Raw genomic sequence first — 20,217 nt, forward strand, 5'->3', positions numbered from 1 at the left:
CTCCTTTCTTAAAAAGAGGAGAAGCAGTAAAGTACCGCTTCTCTTCTGAAAATTTAGGCAGCGTAAGGCGGAGCCTGTGCTGTCTGTTGCATTTGACTGTTCTGCTGGTCTGCCAGCATCCGTTTTCCGTTATTGATCAGTGATGCAGCAATCACCGTTTCCCAGTTGGAAATATAGGAATCCGTCCGCTTCAGAAGCGTGAACAGATCCATGTCGGTAAGCTGGATGGCTGTCGTCTTTTCGGACTGGAAGCTGCGTGGCTGCATGTAGGAACCACCGTTCTTATTCTGTGCTTTGATGCCTTTCCCATTTACAATCTGGATTTTCCATGGGCTTTTCATAGGCTGCCCTTTGGAATCATAGGGATGTCTGGAGATATAAAACATCTGGGCTGTGGAATAACCGTTCTGATCGGGATTGCCGTAGATCTTGCTCTGGCTCCATTCAAATTCCTGAAAACCGGAAGTGATCCGGGTTAAGAGGAACTGGATCTGTTCCGGTGCCAGGTTGAAACGGGTGATGATATTCCGGTCTCCGGTACCGTTGGAATAATCCTGAATGGTGATGCAGATTAAAGAATGTACTTTATGCCCGTTTTCCTGATATTCCCCTTTGGCATGTAGCTGTGCATAGTTGCCGAGTGGTGCGTAGCGGAGCCGGTCATAAAAGGCAATGAGTGCCCGGTCATTCTGGATCTTGCAGATCTGGTCGGTAATCCGGTTTTGATAAGTTTCATTCATGAGTATTCACCTTCCTTTATTTGAGATGCTGTTTGACAAGCTGTGCCATATTCTTTGGAAGCTCTTCCAGTTTCGTGATATCCAGGAATCCGTCCTTGTAAATCCTGCGGATATTTTCCTTATCGTCACCAATGGCAGCCGCAAACAGGATGACATCCCGTTTTTCGTATTCTTTCTTGATGCCCCGCAGATCTGCCTCTGCTTCCGTTCCGATGTAGCCGTAATCGGCTGGCTGACCGTCAGAAATCAGGATCAGCAGCTTCTGAAGCTCCGGGCGTGTGCACAAATGCTCTGCTACGAAGCGGAGAGCTGCGCCGTCCCGGTTCCCGTTGCGGTCGCACATATCCATCAGCCGGTAACAGTCCTCATTGTCCACAGAATCAAATTCTGCATAGGAGTAAAGAGCAACGCCGCCTGCATCCGTGGAATGCCCGTAAATGGTGATAGGGATACCGAGGCTTTTACAGAAATCATAAAGGACAATGGCAGTCTTTCTTGCATGTGTCATCCGGTCACCCCAACCCATCGAACCACTCTCGTCAATCAGGAGGGCAACAGCCAGACGTTTTTCCTCTCCTGGAAGTCTGGTTCTGGTAAAGATGGTTCCGTCTGTCTTATAGAGAGCATGGGAGTCCAGACGTTTTCCAAACAGGAGATTCTTCTGCTTTCCGCCTTGCTGTTCTTCTTTCAAAAGCGGCAGGATGGTGCTTTGCAGCTTTTTGGAAGCCCGCAGGAGCGGGGGAGCAACTGTCTGGTATTCATTCTTCAGGTAATCGGAAACACTGGTCAGGCGATGGATGGTAACATGGATGCCTGCATGGGCATTGCCGTAATGAATATCATTGGCTGTTTTCTGCAGTTCCTCGGTCAGTTCCGTCTGACAGTCTTCCTGCACCTTTTCTGCAGCCACATCGTTCAAGATCCGGAACAGATCCTCTGCAGCATGCTCATAGCCGCTGCCCTGATACTGACTGACATAAGTGACGCCGGGGTTGTTTTCATCCAGAATGGTATTGGTCTTTGTAAGAGCGATGCGCCCGCCTTCTTCCGAAAGCACCTGTTTGGCTTCCTCTATAGCATCCTCTTTGGTACGTGGACCGGAAGGAGCATTGCCCTCATCATTCCCGCTTCCTTTTGGGGAAGCTGGTTTGATATTCTTTGGAATGGCACCGCTTTTTCCGGTCGGAAGAGGAGCGCCGCTGCTGACTTCATCCCCTAGAAGATCTTCCAGAGCATCGGCAGCGGAATCCTCGCCATGCATTTCCAATTCCTCCCGTGTTTTTTCGATGAGCGGCTGGATATAGTTCCAGGTCAGGGCTAAGAGCGCATTGGAAACCAGCATCCGGTCAGTGCCTTTTTCCGATTCCATTGCCGTATCCAGAAGATCGGTACAATCGGAAATGGTATCCAGATAATCCCCCTGATAGCCGGTGGGATTGTTGATGTTTCCGGTCCGGCAATAGGAAAGGATCAGGTTGGCAATGATGGAAAATGGCTGGTATTCTTTGTCAATTTGTTCCTGTATGGAAGGAATCTGTTCGGACATACGCAGGTTATTGAGTTCAATCCCCTGTCGGAAGGTGCCGTGGAATTCCTCACACATACGGTCTTCAATATGGATGTCTTCCAGAATGTTTTGAAAAGTTGCGGCGCATCGTGCCAGTGTCAGGCATCCGGCTTTGTCCTTTTCTTCTAACACTTCTTTGATCTCCTCCAGTGCTGTCTGATAAGCTGGAAGGGATAGCTCCGGCTCCTTCGGATAGAAGGAACCGTTTTCCAGACTCCTCAGATGAACAGCGTGGGCTGTGAAATCAGAATAGAGTAAGTGCCCCACTTCATGCCCGGTGAGCCCTGTCAGGCTCTGGGAACGTAAGAAACGGGTGGGGAAAGACTGGGTGATCGGGTTCGCTGCGTTGAGATGTACCTTATAATTGTCGGTATATGCAACGCCTGCCTGTTCGGAAATGTCCCAGTCCAGCAGTACCTGCAGTCCATACCGGTAACGTCCGGTAACGGCTCTGGCAAGGGAGGTCTGGTACTTCTGATAGGCAGCGGAGAGAAATAACTCCTCATCCGCAATGGAATCCTCTTTTGCCCGGATTAGTTTCTTTAAATTTCTTTGGCTGTGATTCACGTGATATTCTTCCTTTCTTTTCTTAGATTTTTTGTCAGCAGTTCCTCCATCGTGCAGCCGTAATACACAGCAAGGCGAAGGACGGCATAAGCCATCGGGGAGGAGTTTGCATTTTCATAATTCATAATGGTTTTCGGGGGAAGATTTAAGATTCTGGCAACTGCCTTTTGTGATAACTTCGGTGTTTTGGCTTGCCGGAGATAAGACAGATTATCTGCCAGATGCTTTCGGATCTGGGCTTCTGTGAGTGCTGCTTTTCTCATAGGCGTGTCCTACGCAGCAAGCACAGTATCCAGACAGCTTTCTTCCACTTCCGTACGGTTCTCAGCATCGGCAGAGGCAGAGGCAAGCACCGTGTAACGGGCCGCTTCCCGGATATCCCCGCAGACCATGTAGGACTGCACCCAGGAAATCAGCTCCCTCATGCCACAGCAGCCATCTGTAATGAGATTTTCCCGGCAGTAGACAGCCATGGATTTGACAATGCGTGTCATCAGACGTACCGTTTTTGCATCCTTGCATCCGGTAACAGCCATGGCACGTTCTACCTGTGTATCCTCATCCGGTTCATCCAGATCAATCACAAGGTTCATTCGGGAAATGACAGACTGGTTCATCTGTTTACAGCCTGCATAGTCATTGTTTGTGGTGATTACGATGGTCGTATCCGGATGACGGTGGATGGTTTCTCCGTTTGGAAGATATACGCTGTTACAGCGGTCTAAAAGGGAGTTAAGTCCAACCAGTACACCGGGATTAGCAATGACCGTAGGCTCCTGTATCTCAAGAATATACCCATAGCGGATGGCTTCGACTAGAGGCGTATCCACATACTGGAAGTTCTGTCCGGAGGTGTGTTCCTTATAATAGCTGTGCATTTCATCAAAAATCGTATCGATCAGCTTCTGGTAGGTGTCCTCGGCAGAAATTTCTTCATCATAGTTTCCGGTCAGCTTCTGATAGGCACCGGAGGGATCTAACTGGATTTCCTGAAAAGACGGGTACTGCCGCTGAAGCCGGGTGCGTTTTCCGTCCACATCCGGAAGAATCTGACCTAAAAGGTCGAATACCTCTGTATTTGCGGAACAGGTAATGCAGCGGTAAGGAAGGTGAAGTGCGGAAGCAATGGCTTTGGCTCCTTCGGTCTTTCCGGTACCTGCCGGTCCCCGTAAAAGAAAATTCCGCATCGGCTGTGTGGTATCCGTTGTCAGTTTTGCGTGTTCGCAGATCCGTTTGATTTCCGGAGGGATGATGTACCACTCTGCCAATGTCGGAACAGATACCTCCTCTTCCGGAGACAGCCTTCGGGATGCGGTCAGGATAAATTTCCCAACAAAATCATCTCTGGAAATGGCTGCCTGTGCTTTCTTAAATCCACTTCCTGGACGTAACACCTGAAAGTCTCCATGGAGCACTTCGGTTGGTGCATAGACCCCCTTCTGGATATTTAACGGTTTGATCAGCGACAATACGCCGTTTGCCGGAAGGTCAATCTTAACACCACCGGTCGGGAGACCTGATGCATAGCGGGTTCTCCGGTAAATGTTGTCGCAGAGAACGGCTGCTGTTTCCGCAGCGGCGTCCAGATCGGGATAACCGTTGTCCCGGTGCGCTTTTAATTCCTGATACTTTTCATTACACTCTTCATCTGCCAGAAAAACCGGCATCAGTGCGAACAGCAGAGCCGCACCGGACTGTTTGGAGTCTTTAAATTCGTATTTTTCCGGTGTGCTTTCCACATCCGGCGGAGGAGTATAGCAGCCTCCGTAAAACTTTCCGTTTAGCTGATTGTAGACAACCACCTGAAGATCACCGGTTTTGCTCGGATATTCCGCCACAACAAAATTGTTGGATTGGGTACCGACCGCCCCAAGCTTTTCCGGCGGGGTACTGCCAACCGGGTTTTCCAGCTCCAGATAAGCAAGGACTGCCCGCAGGGTAGCTGCATGAAGCGTGGATTTTTTCCGTGGCTGAGTACAGTATTTGGATGCAATGTCATCAAAGATTGCATGGTCCGTATAATCCTCAAATGGTTCCGGGAGTTTGCGTTTGAACCCCCAGGTTGCTACGATGTTATTTGCCATGATTCGTTCCTCCTTCTTATGAGATCCAGGACAGTTCCAGTGCCTGCTCGGTCTCTTCTGTGGTCAATTCATCTTCAGTAAAAATCTCCGTCAATTCGCCCCAGTAATCTTTGGGCGGGAAATGTTCCAGCTTTCCCCGGACTTCCGGTTCAGTGCCGTTCAGAATATAGACATCTCCCTGCTCGTTGATAAACAGCTTTTCATAGCCCCTTGCCTGTAAGTCACCGACCAATTCCATCAGTAGCGGTTTCCCAATCAGGGAATACCATGATTTGGGATTAACGGCTGGTCTGGAATCCGGATTTCCTTCTGACGGTTCCTTTTTATGTAAGGATTCAATGGTCATCATCTGAAGCGTCAGACTGCCACGGGCATCCATGAGAATTTCCGCAAAATTATAACTTCCGGTATTCCGTGTGCGAATCCGTAATGGTTCCCCATCCAGTATCTGGGAGAGCGGTGGTTCTTTCACAAAATCCCATGTGGCATCCGGGAAGGCTTCCTTGAGCTTTCCGGTAATCTGGAATTTGATCTGTCTCCAGAGAATGGTTTCCAGATTAGGTGTTCCTTCCAGATGACGAGTTCTTTCTGGGCGTTTTCGTAGCTTATGCTCCCTGTTTTTCAGGCGTTCCGTGAAAAGCGGGAGAAGATAACTGAACAGCGTGACTCCGATACCGATCAGGGCAATGCCTGCAATCAGAAGCCGGTTGGCATCCTGTGGTACGAAAAGTGCTGCAAGAAACAGTACAAGCACGACAAACTGTAAGAATTTTTTTCGATTTGATTTTTTCATGAGCTGATTCCTTTCTGATTCATGATTCTTAGACAAGCCCGGAAGCTGGATGGGAAATCGCCGCTTCCGGACATGAAAAAGAGGAACTGCATCATCACAAAGATGATAAATGCAATTCCTCAACATAGGGTTCCTTGAGAGTTAATAGGGCAACTGGGATGCCATCTGTTCCGGCACATTTTGAAAGCCGTCAGTTGGCTGACTGCCCGGCATACCTCCGTAATTTGGCATTCCGGTATAACTGCCCTGCGGCGGGTAGCTGCTCTGTGGCTGACCGGTTCCGTTTGGCGGAGCCTGATACTGTCCGCCATTTGCAGGAGGCGTGTAGGCACCGTTAGCAGGAGCCATTCCCTGCTGTGGATAGCCGCCAGGCATTGCCTGATTCTGGTAGCTGCCATTGGGATTTCCCTGCATTGGGTAGCTGCCATTGCCGGCTGCACCGGGCGTTGCCGCACCACCATTCGGCTGGCTGTTCTGGTTTGCACCCGGATGTCCGGTATTGCTGTCAGAACGGTTGGATGGTACAAAGTGCCAGTCCTTGACATTGATCCTCGGACCGGCATTTGCCTGCCCCGCATTCTTTCCTTTCTGATAAATGAACGGATGAAGCTCCAGATCACCATAGATCATCAGCCCGGTTCCTTTCTTTACGCCTGCTTTTGCTAAGCGTTCTGCAAGGAACTTGTTAAAATAGCACTGATAGTAAATGGTTTCTTCCTTTCCATCCTGGCCTCGCTGTGAAACTGCAATGTCCAGAGAAACATATTCCGTACCGGAATTTTTTCCTTGCTGCATCTCAGGATCTCTTGTGGCCCTCCCTAAAATTGTTAAAATTGCTGACATAAAAATTCTCCTTTCTGCCTCTTTGGGCGTTAAAATAGATTAAAATAAAAAAAGTGCCATTATAGCACCGTATAAAACGGCAGTATAATGACACGATTTTCCAAACTTAAACTGCATATGCTTCTGGATGAATGGTCCAGACTCCCATGACGGGACAGCACAAAAACTTAAATACAAGATTATATTAACACAAGATATAGCATATGTCAAAAGAATTAGAACTATATATAGCATATGTAGACGAGGCGGAAGGATAATATCAAAAGAATTTTGGACATAGTTATAAAAGTGCAATATAATATTGTTTAAATCGGAAAATGGAAGGATGAGAAAAATGGAGCAGAAAAACAGAATTCTGATTGTAGAAGACGATACGGATATCAATAATCTTTTATATACGGCATTACAGAAAGCAGGGTATGAGACGGTACAGGCTTTTTCCGGGACGGAAGCGAGGATGCTGTTCCAGATGGATAAGGCGGGCTTTTCTTTGATTCTATTGGATCTGATGCTTCCGGGAATTTCAGGAGAAGAGGTGCTTGCCCAGATTCGGAAACAGGGCAATACGCCGGTTATTGTCCTGACAGCCAAAGACGGATTGGATGAAAAAATCGGGCTTCTTACCAGTGGGGCAGATGATTACATTACAAAACCGTTTGAGATACAGGAGGTGCTTGCCCGGATTCAGGTTCAGCTCCGCCATATGCAGCAGGAGCCGGAACATAAAAGCGTGTCATATAAAAACCTGGAACTGGACCGTGAGCGCTTTGAAGTCCGGATTGCCGGAGTGCTGCTTCCCAAAATTACAAAGCAGGAATTTGCAATTCTGGAGCTTTTACTGGAGCATCCGAAACAGGTCTTCAGCAAAGAAGAGATTTTTGAATATGCGTGGGATGAACACTATATGGGAGAGACAAAGACACTGGATGTACATATCAGCAATATCCGGAAAAAGATAAAAGCAGTAACGCAGGAGGAATATATTGATACCGTATGGGGAATCGGCTACCGTCTGCATTCTTAATCTTTACTCTTTTTTTACTATTTATTTGCGTTTGATTAGGATTTATCCGATATGATAACAGCAGATAAGAAAAGGAGATGAAAGCATTGAGTGAATTGTTATTAAGTACAAATGGATTGACGAAGCAGTATGGTCATCATAAGGCAGTGGATAAAGTAAACCTTCACATAAAAAAGGGTGCTATCTATGGATTTATCGGACGGAACGGTGCGGGAAAGACGACTTGCCTGAAGATGATCAGTGGACTTGCAAGACCGACAGCCGGAGAGATTGAGATGTTCGGGTGTAAAGGAAAAGAACTGGAGAGGATTCGTTCTCGTGTGGGGTGTCTGATTGAAGCACCGGGGCTGTATGGCAACATGAATGCATATACAAACCTGAAAATAAAATGTGAATTGTTTGGTATTCGGAAAAAGGGATACATCGAAGATATCTTAGAGACGGTCGGACTGGAAGGTGTCGGAAAGAAAAAAACGAAACATTTTTCCCTTGGAATGAAGCAGCGTCTCGGAATCGGGCTGGCACTGGTCGGGGAGCCGGATCTCCTGGTCCTTGATGAACCGATCAATGGGCTTGATCCCCAGGGAATTGCAGAGGTGCGTGATACCATACAGAGACTGCGAGATGAACGGAATATGACGATTTTGATATCCAGTCATATTTTAGAGGAATTATCTAAGATTGCAACGGATTATGGAATTATCCATAATGGAAGTCTTCTGCAGGAGCTGACAAGCGAAGAACTGATGAAACGCTGCAGTGAACGGATTGAAATAGAGTTAATCCATCCGGAGCAGGCAGTCCCGATTCTGGACAGAATGGGATTTACCAACTATCAGGTTACAGATAAGAGCCATATCCATATATTTGAACGATTGAATGAAAGCGCCAATGTCAATATGGAACTGGCAAAAGCAGGAATTTTGGTCAATGGAATTTCCATTACCAGTGAAGAACTGGAAACCTATTTCTTGAATCTGACAGGAGGGAATCAAAATGCTTAATATGATAAAAATGGATCTGTACCGGATGGTCCGGACAAAAAGTATGTATGTGGTATGGATTGTGATGGCGGCAGCTATATTCTTCTCCACATCCATGTCGAAACTGGATATTGATACGATGAACAAGGAAGCGGAACAACAGCAGACAGAAAGCATTGCAGAAACAGTGAAACCAGAAACCATCAATATGGGAATGTCCGTATTCCTGCCGACACAGCCGGGAGAAAAAGTAACGGTCTTTGATCAGGTATATGCAAACCTGCAGGCGAAGTTTGTGGCGTTGTTTCTGGTGATTTTTACAGTGCTGTTTTCCAGTGCAGATATAGGAAGCGGTTATATTAAAAATATCGGCGGGCAGGTAAGGAGCCGGAGAAACCTGATCTTTTCCAAAGCTTCCGTGTTGTTTGTGTATACGACTGTTACCATGCTGCTTTATTTCATCATTCAGATTATTGCACAGCAGATGTACTTCGGATATCTGGAGTGGGGGAATGGAAGCGAGTTGCTGAGATACTTTGGTATTCAGATTTTGCTTCATTATGCACTGGTACTAATCAGTATGGCGATTGCGGTGGTTTTGAACAGCAACGTGTTCAGCATGACGATTGTTATCTGCCTGTGCATGAATACCATGATTGTCTTATACGGAGTGATCAATCATTTGATCCAGAAGGCAGGTGTGGAGAATTTCCAGATTTTGAAATATACAGTGACAGGAAAGATTGCACTTTTATCCATGTCACCGACCAATAAGGAATGCCTGACGGCAGTTGTGATTGCGGCGGCGTTCGGAATCGTGGTTACATTACTGACAGCATGGGTATTCAGAAAGAGAGATATCTAAATGATAAAACTAGGGTTCGTGCTATTGATAGCAGTGATACTGGTACAAGGAATGTTATTTTGGAAATACCAGCGGCAGGTGAAAGACATCTGCCGCCAGTTGTCGTTTCTGATGAAGCACGACAGCAACATGCTGATTACCAGAGAAATGGATTTTGGAGGCATTGGTGAGTTGGCAGATGTTTTAAACGAATGGCTGGAACTGAAGCGAAGGGAAAAGAAGGAATACTTGAAGAAAGAGGAGATGATTTCGGATACATATACAAATCTCTCACATGATATCCGTACTCCTTTGACATCCCTTGACGGATATTTTCAGTTAATGGAAACCTGTGAAGACCAGGAAGAGCAGATACGGTATATGAAGATCATACAGGAGAGAATCGGCAGCCTGAAAGAAATGCTGGAAGAATTATTTACTTTTACAAAACTTAAAAACGATTCTTTTCATCTGGAAATGTCATCCTGCTGTATCAACAAGATTTTGAAAGATACCATATTTTCCTACTACGATGAATGGACGGGCAGAGGAATTGAACCGGAGATACAGATTACAGATAAACTGCTGTTTATGAACGGAAATGAACAGGGAATCCAGAGAATTTTTCAGAATATCATAAAAAACGGACTGGATCACGGGGAGAAGAAAATCAGTATTTCACTGGAAGAAGTTGAAAACAACATCCGGATACAGATAAAAAATCAAGTATGTCATGTGGAAAAAATAAATGTAGATCAGGTGTTTGAACGGTTTTATAAAGCGGATGAAGCACGCAGTAAGACTTCCAGCGGTCTCGGCTTATCAATTGCGAAAGAGCTGGTACTTCGTATGGATGGGAAAATCAGCGCCCGGATAGAAGGGAATGAGTTCTGTGTGGAGATTGTGTTTCCAAAATAAAAGGAAAAATTTATATTAAAGCAAGTGAAAATGGGGAATGACTTTATATAGGTTTCATGGTAGAATTACAGTAGAAAGAGAAGAGTCACTCAGTCATTTGTTGTATGAAAGGATGAGTATAATGTATAAAGTAGAACTTAAATTTGATACAAGCAAGCTCGCTCCGGAAACGGTAAATCAGATGTGTGAACAGGCAGATCAGATTTTTGAGCAGGAGGATTTAAGCTGTGCAGTCAAAGCCCTTGGAAGCAGGATTTATCTTGACCGGGGACGCAAGCAGGACTATGGAAGATTCTGGGCAGCAATCTTTCAGTTGAAAAACTCCGTAGGAATTGCAGAGAATTTGTTAGAGTGTTTCTGGTATAACGGAACAGAAAAGGAGAACCTGATTACAGACTTTATAAGGAACTAACAGATGGACAGCTTACAGAGGAAAGGCATCAATTTTGACCTGAATACACAAGCACTAAAGGAATATTATCCGAAAGGTGACTGGCATAATGCATATGCGGATGTAAGGGACTTTTTTGAAGCAAACGGATTTGAGCATATTCAGGGATCGGGATATCATTCGGTGGAAGCAATGTCAGAAGCAAAAGCCATGGCAGTTATTTATCAGATGACAAAAGAATTTCCATGGCTCAATTATTGTGTGAATGTGTGTACCATATCAGATGTACCGGAACTGTTTGATATCTCGCATGTATTTGCCAGAGAAGCGGAACGGTTGGAAAAGAAAAATGCATGATTTGACAAATTATTTCCAATATGTTATATTCATCTCAAGCAAAAAAGGGAGTAGCTGAACGCCTTGAAAGAGGTGGTTTTGTAACCGACAACCGGTATCGAGAGATACCCGTAGCAAATGAGATAGCAAGACTTTTATTGTGGCAGAGGTCATGATAGGAGTCTTTTTTTATTATGAAATATAGAAAATCTGCCGCAATAGTCTGCTAAAAAGAAAGAGAGGATAAACGATGAGTAACGAAATGATGAAACGGGAAATGCAGGAAGCAGTACAGGCAGGGGAGCGGGCGCTTCAGAGCCTTTACGCAGCAAGGGATAAGTTGGGAAGTGCGAGAAACTGGGGCATTTTTGATATGCTTGGAGGAGGCTTTATCAGTGACTTTGTGAAGCATTCTAAAATGAATGACGCAGCTGCGTTGATGGAACAGGCGAAAAGCGATATTCAGCGTTTTCAGAGAGAATTAAGAGATGTGCAGGTTTCCTTGGATCTGCGCATGGAAATCGGCAGCTTCCTTTCCTTTGCGGATTTCTTTCTGGACGGGCTGGTGGCAGATTATATGGTGCAGAGCAAGATTGCAGATGCAAGAGAACAGGTGGATGATGCCATCAACCGGATAGAAAAGATACTTGCTGATGTGAAAAATCGGATGAATGGGGAGGTGTAGCATATGGGATGCCTGGGAAATGTGTTGTGGTTTGTGTTTGGCGGCGCAGTCAGTGGGCTGAGCTGGTGTCTGGCAGGTTGTCTCTGGTGTATTACCGTTGTGGGGATTCCGGTGGGGATGCAGTGTTTTAAATTTGCGGCGCTTAGTTTTTTCCCCTTTGGAAAAGAGGTGCAGTATGGTGGCGGAGCTGGTTCGTTCCTTTTGAATATCATCTGGCTGATTGTATCCGGTCTGCCTCTTGCACTGGAGCATCTGGCGTTGGGTACAGCTTTATGTGTGACGATTATCGGAATCCCGTTTGGTTTACAGCAGTTTAAACTGGCGAAACTGGCATTGATGCCGTTTGGTGCGGAGGTGTATTAAGATGCGATTATTTGATAAAAGGACACCGCTTCAGAAGGAGTGGGAAAAGCTGGAAGTACAGGAGCAGAGATTCCTTCAGAAGCGTTCAGAGAAAAGGGAGAGCATTCTGAATCAGAAACTGGAGGAAAAGATACCGCCGAAACTTCAGAAAACATTGGATACCGCTTTTGCGAAGGCATTTGCTCTGATTTTCGAGAAAGGAACCGGGGTTATTGAAAAGACGTATCAGCGGACAAAACTGGAGCAGGATTATCAGGTGCGGCAGTATATGGCGGATGTAAAGCAGAATTCCAAATCCCTCCGCTCTTTTTCTAAAAAGGCAAGAGATACGGGAACAAAGAATTTACTGCTATCCGGTGTGTCTGGAATCGGGATGGGCGTATTGGGAATCGGTCTGCCGGATATTCCGGTATTTACAGGGATGATTTTAAAGAATATTTATGAGACTGCTCTGCAGTATGGATACAGCTATGAAAGCAGGGAAGAAAAATATTTTATCTTATTATTGATCCGGGGAGCAGTATCCTATGGGGATACACTTTGTGAGATTGACGGGAAAGTAAATGAATTTATCAGAAACGGAATACTGCCGGAAGAGTATCAGGATAAGGAGCAGATCGAACAAACGGCGGGCGCTTTGTCAAAAGAGCTTCTGTATATGAAGTTCTTACAGGGAATTCCGGTGGTTGGTGCTGTAGGCGGAGCTTATGATGCAGTCTACATGAAACGGATCACAGAGTATGCAGAGCTGAAATACTGGCACAGGTATCTGGCGGGGCGGAAAAAGGCAGAGAATGGACAATTATGTAAAAGGTGTAAAAGTTATAGAGATATATGATGCCGCAAATAAGGAATTGCTGGTAAAGTATGATGATAAGCATAATATAGACAAGGTTATTTCTGCTTTAAATATAAAATCATGGAAAGAGACAGAAAAAAGCATAGGTATGAACCCTAAATATACCATAAAATTTTATTGCGATACTACGAACCAAGATGAAGAAAAAGATATAAAAGAAATTACCCTTTATGAAAATGGGGAATATGCTACGATTTTTATTACTTCTCCTGGCGGAGTAAAACAAAACTATAAAACGAGCATTGATATTTCTGAATTGGTTATCTAATAATATTTGTGTAATGAGAATGAAAATCTAATTCTTTCAAGTTTAACTAAGACATTCCCGGAGCAAATGCTCATGGCATTGAAGCGGATACAAACACTATTGTTTGATAGAAATAAGAGAGGTTATTTATAATAAAATGAGCCGCCAGAACTGTAGGGGTGATGCAGTACGGGCGGCTCATTTTCTATCTAAACGGATGTATCCGGAAGTTCCGGCAGTTGATCGGTGAGTTCTTCATATCCGAGAATATCTCCGGCACATGGCATCGATTGCCCTGTTCCCTGCTGTGGTTTCCGGAAGTACAGCCGATACCGATGTCCCTCTAGGAGTTTGATATTCTTTTCCAGTGAGAAGGCGTATTCCTTTCCGTTATCACTGGCAAACCAATATTGCTGGTTTTTCCCGAAGAGTGTCTGTTCCCGTTTCGTGCAGCTTACGTCCAGTGACAGATAAGCATGTGTATGGATCAGGTGGTAGAAACTGAGTGCACGCAAGATGCTGCAGATTCCGATGAGGAGGCTCATGAGGATAAAGAGCCGGTCATGGGTGGCGATCCCGAAGATGCACCCAAAAAGTACACAGAAAAAGCCGATTGCACTGATGGCAACCAGCTTTGTGAAAAATGGTTTTGGCATAAGGTTCCTTCCTTTAACATGTATGAAATGTGATTTGTTTATTCAGGTACAAATTAGCAATAGCCTGCAGCACTGGATACTGGGTATGGTGAATCTGGACATCATCCACAAGTGTTTGGTAAGTTGTCTCCGGTTCTGTGTATAACTCATCCATAATATCCGATTCGTTGTGGATTACTTTTTCCTGCTCCATACTTGTGACAAGCTCAGCGGTCGTGAGGGATACCTTATCAGCCAGCTTCAGAATGGTATCTTCCATCGGTGAAGAGGGTTTCTTCTTTAAATATCTGCCAAACTCTTTTGCACCAATAGTTCCTTCCAGATAAAGCTGAACGCAGCCAAAGAGCCGGATGGGAAAGGTATCCTTCAAGGGAATAATGGTCAGACTGCCGAGAAGGCGATATAAGGCATCCACCCCTGTCAGTCCAATTCCGCTTACAACCAGACCGCGTAAGGAAAGTCGGTTCAGATAGTGTTGGAAGGATAAGCCTTTCGGACCTTCTTTCTGTATCTGGCGCAGGGTATAGGCATCCTGGAGTTCATGGAGCGTCAGAATCTGGAAGGCAAGACAGCTCCAGAGCAGCAGCTCGTCATCCGATAGTCCATATTCTTGTCCATCGTTGATTACAAGAGGAATGGATTTTCCGCCTGTCGTTTTTTGAAATTTTAAGGTTCCGACAGCAGTATAAAGTGTCAGCATAAAAGTTCCCTCCTTCAAGGTTAAGTCAGAAGTGCATAGAGTGCATCATCCTGCTGTAATAGTTTCCGTGCTTTGCTCTGCCATGCCCGTACACGATTGGCTGGTACTTGGTAGTGTTTTGCCAAGTCAAAGCTGGTATATCCCTGCTGTTGCAGATAGAGGGCTACAATTCCCTTCTGAATAGTTGAGGACTGTCCGGTGCCAAGCTGGGTTAAATGCTCAAGAAGCAAGGTCTGGTTTGTGTCCTTTTCCGGGTGAGTTGTTTGTGTATCCTCGTAGGAAAACAAATCACGATAATGGAGATGTTCATCTTCAGATGATGCTTCGTCCAGAGAACAGAGCATGGAGCGGTCACGGGCAATTTTCCGCCAGTAGTCAAAGATGGCATGACGGATGATAGTTTTGGCATAAGGCTGGAATGATCTTCCTTCCTCAAATCCGACAGCCGACCGGCACAAAGCCAGATATCCAATCTGACATAATTCCTGTTGTTCTTCCTCAGTTACATAGGCAGCGGTGCGGGTCATGGAACGAATCATGATCGGAACCAGATCCATGGATTTTTCCACCAGTTGTTTTTGCTTTTTATTTAGTGGTAAGGTCATCATCAATCACCGCCTTTCAGCTGGCTGCCCGGAGGCGGAAGGGAATATGGTTGTTCTTTAAAACATCTGCGGATTCCCGAATGAGCTGGTCGCACATATAGTTGCTGAACTGTCCGATGTGAGCCTGCTTATCTGTCAGACAGAACTTATCTGCCACCCAGCGATATGCTTCCGGTTTGGAAAGGATGCCCTGTTGCCAAATCTGATCGAAAATTCGATGTGCCTGAATCCGCTTTTGACGAAGCTCCCGGTTGGCGAGCGTTCCTTTTGGTATCTTGGTTCCCGGATGTACCCCGACATAGGAATTGCAGGATGGATAGTGGGAGCAGACATAAACCTGTCCGCCATGAGAATGCGTTCCATATACAAAGGATGCATCTCTTAATATTGCTGTTCCGCCGCAGTAAGGGCAGCGGATGATTTTTGGTTTCTTCATCTGTTTTCACCTCGCTTGTACATACACGATACGTAACGTGTACGTGAATAACCAGTACGTACTGTATACTTATATTGTAAGTAAGCAGGTGATGAATTCCCATAGGACGCAAGCGGATACTGATCCCAGATTCGGACTAAATGGCACGAATCCCCATTTTTCAGATGCCGGGATAGAAAATTGCTCGGATGAGCGGGAATAAGCCGCTGTCTGTGAAACGTGGATAATTAACCGGTGTAAAGATGAACTTCTCACAGAAAATCCGTAGCAGGAATAAGCTGATCAGTACCAGACAGAGCAGGTAAGTGTTCCTGCGCCTTCTGGTCCATGGCTTTTTCGGACGGAATTTCACATACAGGACAAAAATCATGGGAATAAATATCAGGTTCGTAAAGACCTGATCGATACATTGGATGATTGAAATTACGTTTAACATAGGCAGTGCCTCCTTTCTTTACATATCCTGTACGTATAAGAGCCTGAAAGTGCAACTTTTTGTTACCAGTCATATTGCTGGTTCTCCTGAAGCCGGAGCAGTGCCGGAATGGGACATGGCTTTAAAGGCAGCTTCTGAGCGGCCAGATAGGGCAGATAAAGCTCTGTAAAAGCAGCAATGCTCATGCTTCCGGTACATTCGGTTGGCTCCGGTATCCGGGGAAACAAAAGCGCTGCATCTGAAAGAGGGAGGATGCAGGGGCTTCCCGTTTCATCCGGATGGAATAAAAAGCCAGAGTTCTCACAGCTTTCCTGTGCGTTACAAGTGCGGCACCAGACGTAGATACAGGAGTGCCAGTTCCCTTCACAGAGGTTCAGAAAATGACGGATGTGCTTGGCATCTGTCTTGCAGTGGGGGTGTTTCATATTCATCACCTACTAAAGAAGCAGGCAGTTCCATGTGGGAGCTGCCTGCAGGAGTCTTCGTTATGAGTCACTGATGTTTCTTTTTGCGTTTGAAGTAAACGATGCCCAGGACACTTGCACCTGCAAGTGCAGCTATGGCGATTCCGGCATACAGGAGAAGCGGCGTCTCATCGCCGGTCTTTACAGGCGGAGCTACCGGAGGCGTCTCCGGTTCTTTCGGAAGCTCCGTCATGTGTACGGTCTGACCTTCATCCTTCAGATCCTCATGGGAAGCAATCTCATGCTCGGTTTTTCCGTCTGTATAGTAGAGCTTTTCAAAGACAACCACATCCTGTCCGGCAAGAGCAGAAGCGTCGAAGGTAAAGGTAACTTCCACAGAGCCGCCAGCTTTTTCTGCTTTAAATTCTGCCTGAGCGGTAACTGGTTTTCCGTCTTTTAACAAAGCCTCTCCGGTTTCCTTATTCATCAGGGTTCCGATGACTTTGTACTCAGATCCAGGCATCAGACCATGATAAGTGACCGTATCTACGATAGTCGCTTCCTTGGAAGCAGAGACATCCTGATCCCCGTCACTGCCGTCTTTGGCTGTGGTTTTGATTTCCGGGAAGTAGATGGTCTGGTTGGCATCTTTGATGTCCGCATGTACCGCTACTTCGTGATCTTCAAAAGTCATTGTTTCAAATGCCACGAGCGTTTTTCCGGAAAGTGCAGAGGCATCAAAGGTAAAGGAAAGCTCTACGCTGCCGTTAGCTTCTTCCGGAGTGAAACTTGTTTCTGCAGTCACAGCTTTGCCATCCACATCGAAAGGTTTTTCGGTTTCCGCATCCATGAGTGTTCCTGTCAGCTTGTACTCTTTGCCTGGGATCAGGTTTTTGTATTCCACAAGGTCTGTAAGCGTCAGTTCTTTTTCCGGTTTTGCATAGTGTGTGCCGGAAGCAGCATCTGTTGCAGTGGTTTTGATTTCCGGGAAGTAAATAGTCTGTCCTTCATCCGCAATGTCTGTGTGTACGGCAACTTCCTTGTCTTTGTAAGCCAGGGATTCAAAGACAACTACTGTTTTCCCTTTTAAGGAGCTGGCATCAAAGGTAAAGGTAACATCTACCGTACCAGCGGATTCTTTTGGCTTGAAGGATGCTTTTGCTGTCACCGGTTTTCCGTCTGCTTCGACTGGTTTCTTTGTTTCTTTATCTATCAGAGTTCCAGTCACTTCATATTTCTGGTTAGGAACCAGCCCCTTAAAGGAAACCGTATCCACCAGCGTGATTTCTTCCTTTGCACAGGAAATATTGGAGTTCGTGTCCGCATCTTTCGCAGTAGTCTTGATTTCCGGGAAATAGATGGTCTGGTCTTCATCGTTGATGTCGGTATGGACTGCAAGCTGCATCTCATCCTGATATAATTCCTCGAAGACAACGGTTGTTTTTCCCTTTAAGGAAGTTGCATCAAAGGTAAAGGTTACTTTGACGGAGCCGGAGGATTTCTTTGCAGTAAATTCAGTTTCAGAAATCACCGGTTTTTCATCCACAAGGATTGGTTCCCCGGTTTTTTTATCCATTAAGGTTCCAGTCAGTTTGTATTTCTGGCCCTTTTTCAGTCCTTCGTATTCCACAACGTCTTCAATGGTCACTTCTTTTGCCGGCTGGCTCATGTGTGTACCGGTCTCGGCATCCAGAGCAGTCGTGCCGATCTCAATGGCATCATCGGTCAGAGTTCCAACCTGTATCAGAACAGAATCCTTATAAACCTTGACTTCAAAGGTTAAAAGATCCATGCCTTTGTTGGAATCACAACGCTGTTCCGCCAGAGTGTAAGTATCGTAAATGAGAGCGCCTTTGGAATCATCCGGTTTGGAGGTGCCGAACCAGATGCCGTCTTCCGAAGACTCACCCCGGTTGGTATTTGCGGTATGTTTGTTCCATTTGGAGGAAGTGCTGGCATAACCGTTGGCATCTGTCACAATCACATGGCTTTCGCCTGTTGTTTTGGAAGTGATCTTAAATGGCACATTTGCCAGACGGTTCTGGCTGCCGTCAGCAATCTTGACAAATTCCAGATCCCCGCGGATGACCTGATTGGAGATGGAATTGTCTTTTGCAGTCAGTTCCACGATTTTTCCCTGTTCTGTGATGTCAAATTCTACAGAGATCTTTCCGCTGTTCAGATAACCGGAAGGTGCAGTTGTTTCATCCACACGGTAATGTCCGAATGGGAGAGCATCTTTTGCAGTTGCAGCAGAACCGGATTTATCGGCAGTAAGTGTAAGGACAACCTGATCTTTCGTGTAGGATGTTCCGTCTACTAATACCGGATTTTCATTTAACGTAGTGATCGCAAAGACAGTACCTTCCAAAGTGGCAGAACCCTGCGGTTTTGCTTCTCCGGTCTCGCTGTCACGTTTCTGGATCTTCACTCCGCCACGGATGACAGATTCTTCTATGGTAGAAGACTGGTATACCGAAACCATTTCCTGCTTACCGTCACCTGTAATTTTCTGTACGAAGACAGTTGGATTGAGCTGGTATCCGGCAGGGGCTTTGCTTTCCTGTACCGTTATGGTACCGAGCGGAAGACAGACGGTCTTGCCATCACTGGTATAGTAAAAGGCATCGCCGCTTACAAAGGAATCTTTGGTAAAATGCATCTTTCCGGAAACATCTGTTTTTAATACCCAGGTACGTGCCGGTTTCTTTCCAGCTTCCGCAGGATCACTGTCAGACTGCTCGGTATAGAACTTGACTGTAAATTCTGCGTTTGCAAGGGAAGCTGCTCCCTGTGGGGAGGCTTTCTTTGTTTCGGCATCCAGCTTTTCAAGCACCAGATTCATGGGATTATTCTGCGGAATATCTGTTACGTTTGCAGCAGAAGTCTGTTCTGCTTTTACGGTGACTTTGTGAGCTTTGGTGTCTACAATGTAGCCTTTGGAAGCAGAGAGCTCTTTTATGGTATAATCGCCTTCCTCCAGTTCGCCGGATCTGGCATACCCGTTTTCATCAGTGGTCAGTTTCTGGATGAGCTTCTCACCCTGATAGATCCCATACACAGCACCCTTTAAGCTGTAATTCGGATTCCCGTCCGATACGCTTCCGTTGGCAGAAGATTTTTTCAGTTCGATCCAGCCGTTTGGAACCTGATACCAGCTTCCGGCAATGGTCTGGCTGCCCTGTCCCGGAACGATGAATGCCCGGAAGCCTTCCGGCGGGTTCGGAAGTCCCTGAATGGCACTGGCTACTTCCAGTGCTTTATCAATATAGGACTGCGGGGCGCCATGGAAAGCTCCGGTGTCAGCGGAATTACCGGCATAGATGTAAGCGACAACCAGATGTCCGATGACATAGCTGTTATCATCACTCCAGCCACTGAAATATTTATCCTTGACGACTTTATCGTAGCCGTAACCGCCGTTTAAGTAGTAGAGCGCTTTTCTGAGCGGGGAGTTCTGGCTTAAAAGGTCATAGGAATAGGAACCAGAGGAAGGTGTTTTCTTCAGTGGTTCCACGCAGTAGGCAGTATTGCTCCCGTCAAAGCTCATGCGGGAGGTAAAATAGCTGCCGTAAGGGATATTGGCACCTGCCTTATAGCTGATGGTGCCGTCGGCTGCATGAACCGGAAAACTACCGGAAAACAATGCGCCGACTGCGACAAGGACTGCCAGCAGCATAGCCAGCGTCCGTCTGGTATAGGATTTGTATGTCTGTAACATAAGTCTCCTCCTTCT

23 protein-coding genes are annotated in these 20,217 nt (G+C 46.0%); 10 read left to right on the top strand and 13 right to left on the bottom strand.

Annotation, left to right across the window (positions count from 1 at the left end; translation table 11 throughout):
* Positions 1-53: 53 nt before the first annotated feature.
* The 6 genes from LI149_RS03505 to LI149_RS03530 all read right to left on the bottom strand — a co-directional run bounded on the left by LI149_RS03505 (position 54) and on the right by LI149_RS03530 (position 6,594).
* Complete coding sequence (locus tag LI149_RS03505) at positions 54-740, bottom strand: hypothetical protein (RefSeq protein ID WP_005333468.1); 687 nt, start codon at positions 738-740, stop codon at positions 54-56.
* 16 nt (positions 741-756) lie between these two features.
* Complete coding sequence (locus LI149_RS03510) at positions 757-2,874, bottom strand: nitric oxide reductase activation protein NorD (RefSeq protein WP_227142966.1); 2,118 nt, start codon at positions 2,872-2,874, stop codon at positions 757-759.
* Complete coding sequence (locus LI149_RS03515) at positions 2,871-3,137, bottom strand: helix-turn-helix domain-containing protein (protein ID WP_005333471.1); 267 nt, start codon at positions 3,135-3,137, stop codon at positions 2,871-2,873. Before LI149_RS03515 ends, LI149_RS03510 begins: the two co-directional genes overlap by 4 nt.
* A gap of 9 nt (positions 3,138-3,146) precedes the next feature.
* Complete coding sequence (locus LI149_RS03520) at positions 3,147-4,958, bottom strand: AAA family ATPase (protein WP_005333473.1); 1,812 nt, start codon at positions 4,956-4,958, stop codon at positions 3,147-3,149.
* Positions 4,959-4,974: 16 nt separating this feature from the next.
* A complete protein-coding gene (locus LI149_RS03525; protein WP_227142967.1) occupies positions 4,975-5,751 on the bottom strand; it encodes a hypothetical protein in 777 nt (258 codons plus the stop codon).
* A gap of 141 nt (positions 5,752-5,892) precedes the next feature.
* Positions 5,893-6,594, bottom strand: a complete 702-nt coding sequence (locus tag LI149_RS03530) for a single-stranded DNA-binding protein (protein WP_005333477.1) — start codon at positions 6,592-6,594, stop codon at positions 5,893-5,895.
* Positions 6,595-6,919: 325 nt separating this feature from the next.
* On the opposite strand from LI149_RS03530, the gene LI149_RS03535 reads away from it, so the two are divergent.
* The 10 genes from LI149_RS03535 to LI149_RS03580 all read left to right on the top strand — a co-directional run bounded on the left by LI149_RS03535 (position 6,920) and on the right by LI149_RS03580 (position 13,265).
* Positions 6,920-7,618, top strand: coding sequence for a response regulator transcription factor (locus LI149_RS03535; RefSeq protein ID WP_005333481.1), 699 nt, complete (start codon positions 6,920-6,922; stop codon positions 7,616-7,618).
* A 77-nt stretch (positions 7,619-7,695) separates the two neighbouring features.
* Positions 7,696-8,622, top strand: coding sequence for an ABC transporter ATP-binding protein (locus LI149_RS03540; RefSeq protein ID WP_008373911.1), 927 nt, complete (start codon positions 7,696-7,698; stop codon positions 8,620-8,622).
* Positions 8,615-9,466, top strand: coding sequence for an ABC transporter permease (locus LI149_RS03545; RefSeq protein ID WP_008373910.1), 852 nt, complete (start codon positions 8,615-8,617; stop codon positions 9,464-9,466). Before LI149_RS03540 ends, LI149_RS03545 begins: the two co-directional genes overlap by 8 nt.
* Entirely contained in the window at positions 9,467-10,363 is an 897-nt protein-coding gene (locus tag LI149_RS03550) for a sensor histidine kinase KdpD (protein ID WP_173728594.1), read from the top strand. It begins immediately after the preceding gene.
* 121 nt (positions 10,364-10,484) lie between these two features.
* On the top strand, positions 10,485-10,775 hold the full coding sequence (locus LI149_RS03555; RefSeq protein ID WP_022415108.1) for a hypothetical protein: 291 nt from the start codon (positions 10,485-10,487) through the stop codon (positions 10,773-10,775).
* 3 nt (positions 10,776-10,778) lie between these two features.
* A complete protein-coding gene (locus LI149_RS03560; protein WP_005333489.1) occupies positions 10,779-11,111 on the top strand; it encodes a hypothetical protein in 333 nt (110 codons plus the stop codon).
* A gap of 229 nt (positions 11,112-11,340) precedes the next feature.
* The gene (locus LI149_RS03565; RefSeq protein ID WP_005333491.1) at positions 11,341-11,775 is read left to right on the top strand and encodes a hypothetical protein; all 435 of its coding nucleotides are present in this window, start codon (positions 11,341-11,343) and stop codon (positions 11,773-11,775) included.
* Between the two features lie 3 nt (positions 11,776-11,778).
* Entirely contained in the window at positions 11,779-12,138 is a 360-nt protein-coding gene (locus tag LI149_RS03570) for a YccF domain-containing protein (RefSeq protein WP_005333494.1), read from the top strand.
* A 1-nt stretch (position 12,139) separates the two neighbouring features.
* Positions 12,140-12,976, top strand: a complete 837-nt coding sequence (locus LI149_RS03575; protein WP_148462129.1) for an EcsC family protein — start codon at positions 12,140-12,142, stop codon at positions 12,974-12,976.
* Positions 12,933-13,265, top strand: coding sequence for a DUF5301 domain-containing protein (locus tag LI149_RS03580; RefSeq protein WP_005333498.1), 333 nt, complete (start codon positions 12,933-12,935; stop codon positions 13,263-13,265). Before LI149_RS03575 ends, LI149_RS03580 begins: the two co-directional genes overlap by 44 nt.
* Positions 13,266-13,453: 188 nt before the next feature.
* Here the strand turns inward: LI149_RS03580 and LI149_RS03585 are convergent, their stop codons facing one another.
* From LI149_RS03585 to LI149_RS03615, 7 genes are all read right to left on the bottom strand, one after another.
* Positions 13,454-13,900 (bottom strand): hypothetical protein, encoded by a 447-nt coding sequence (locus LI149_RS03585; RefSeq protein ID WP_005333500.1) that lies wholly within the window; start codon positions 13,898-13,900, stop codon positions 13,454-13,456.
* A gap of 13 nt (positions 13,901-13,913) precedes the next feature.
* Positions 13,914-14,600, bottom strand: coding sequence for a hypothetical protein (locus tag LI149_RS03590; RefSeq protein WP_005333502.1), 687 nt, complete (start codon positions 14,598-14,600; stop codon positions 13,914-13,916).
* Between the two features lie 20 nt (positions 14,601-14,620).
* Complete coding sequence (locus tag LI149_RS03595; RefSeq protein WP_005333504.1) at positions 14,621-15,208, bottom strand: sigma-70 family RNA polymerase sigma factor; 588 nt, start codon at positions 15,206-15,208, stop codon at positions 14,621-14,623.
* Positions 15,209-15,221: 13 nt separating this feature from the next.
* Positions 15,222-15,641: a DUF3268 family zinc-finger domain-containing protein gene (locus LI149_RS03600; protein ID WP_005333505.1), complete on the bottom strand. Its 420-nt coding sequence runs from the start codon at positions 15,639-15,641 to the stop codon at positions 15,222-15,224.
* Positions 15,642-15,801: 160 nt separating this feature from the next.
* Positions 15,802-16,077: a hypothetical protein gene (locus LI149_RS03605; RefSeq protein WP_008373818.1), complete on the bottom strand. Its 276-nt coding sequence runs from the start codon at positions 16,075-16,077 to the stop codon at positions 15,802-15,804.
* A gap of 62 nt (positions 16,078-16,139) precedes the next feature.
* Positions 16,140-16,508, bottom strand: a complete 369-nt coding sequence (locus tag LI149_RS03610; protein WP_136017835.1) for a hypothetical protein — start codon at positions 16,506-16,508, stop codon at positions 16,140-16,142.
* A gap of 61 nt (positions 16,509-16,569) precedes the next feature.
* Positions 16,570-20,202: a VaFE repeat-containing surface-anchored protein gene (locus LI149_RS03615; RefSeq protein WP_023921579.1), complete on the bottom strand. Its 3,633-nt coding sequence runs from the start codon at positions 20,200-20,202 to the stop codon at positions 16,570-16,572.
* Positions 20,203-20,217 lie beyond the last annotated feature (15 nt).

Origin of the sequence: Dorea sp. 210702-DFI.3.17, assembly GCF_020560825.1 — a bacterium.
GTDB classification, from domain to species: Bacteria; Bacillota; Clostridia; order Lachnospirales; family Lachnospiraceae; genus Dorea; species Dorea formicigenerans.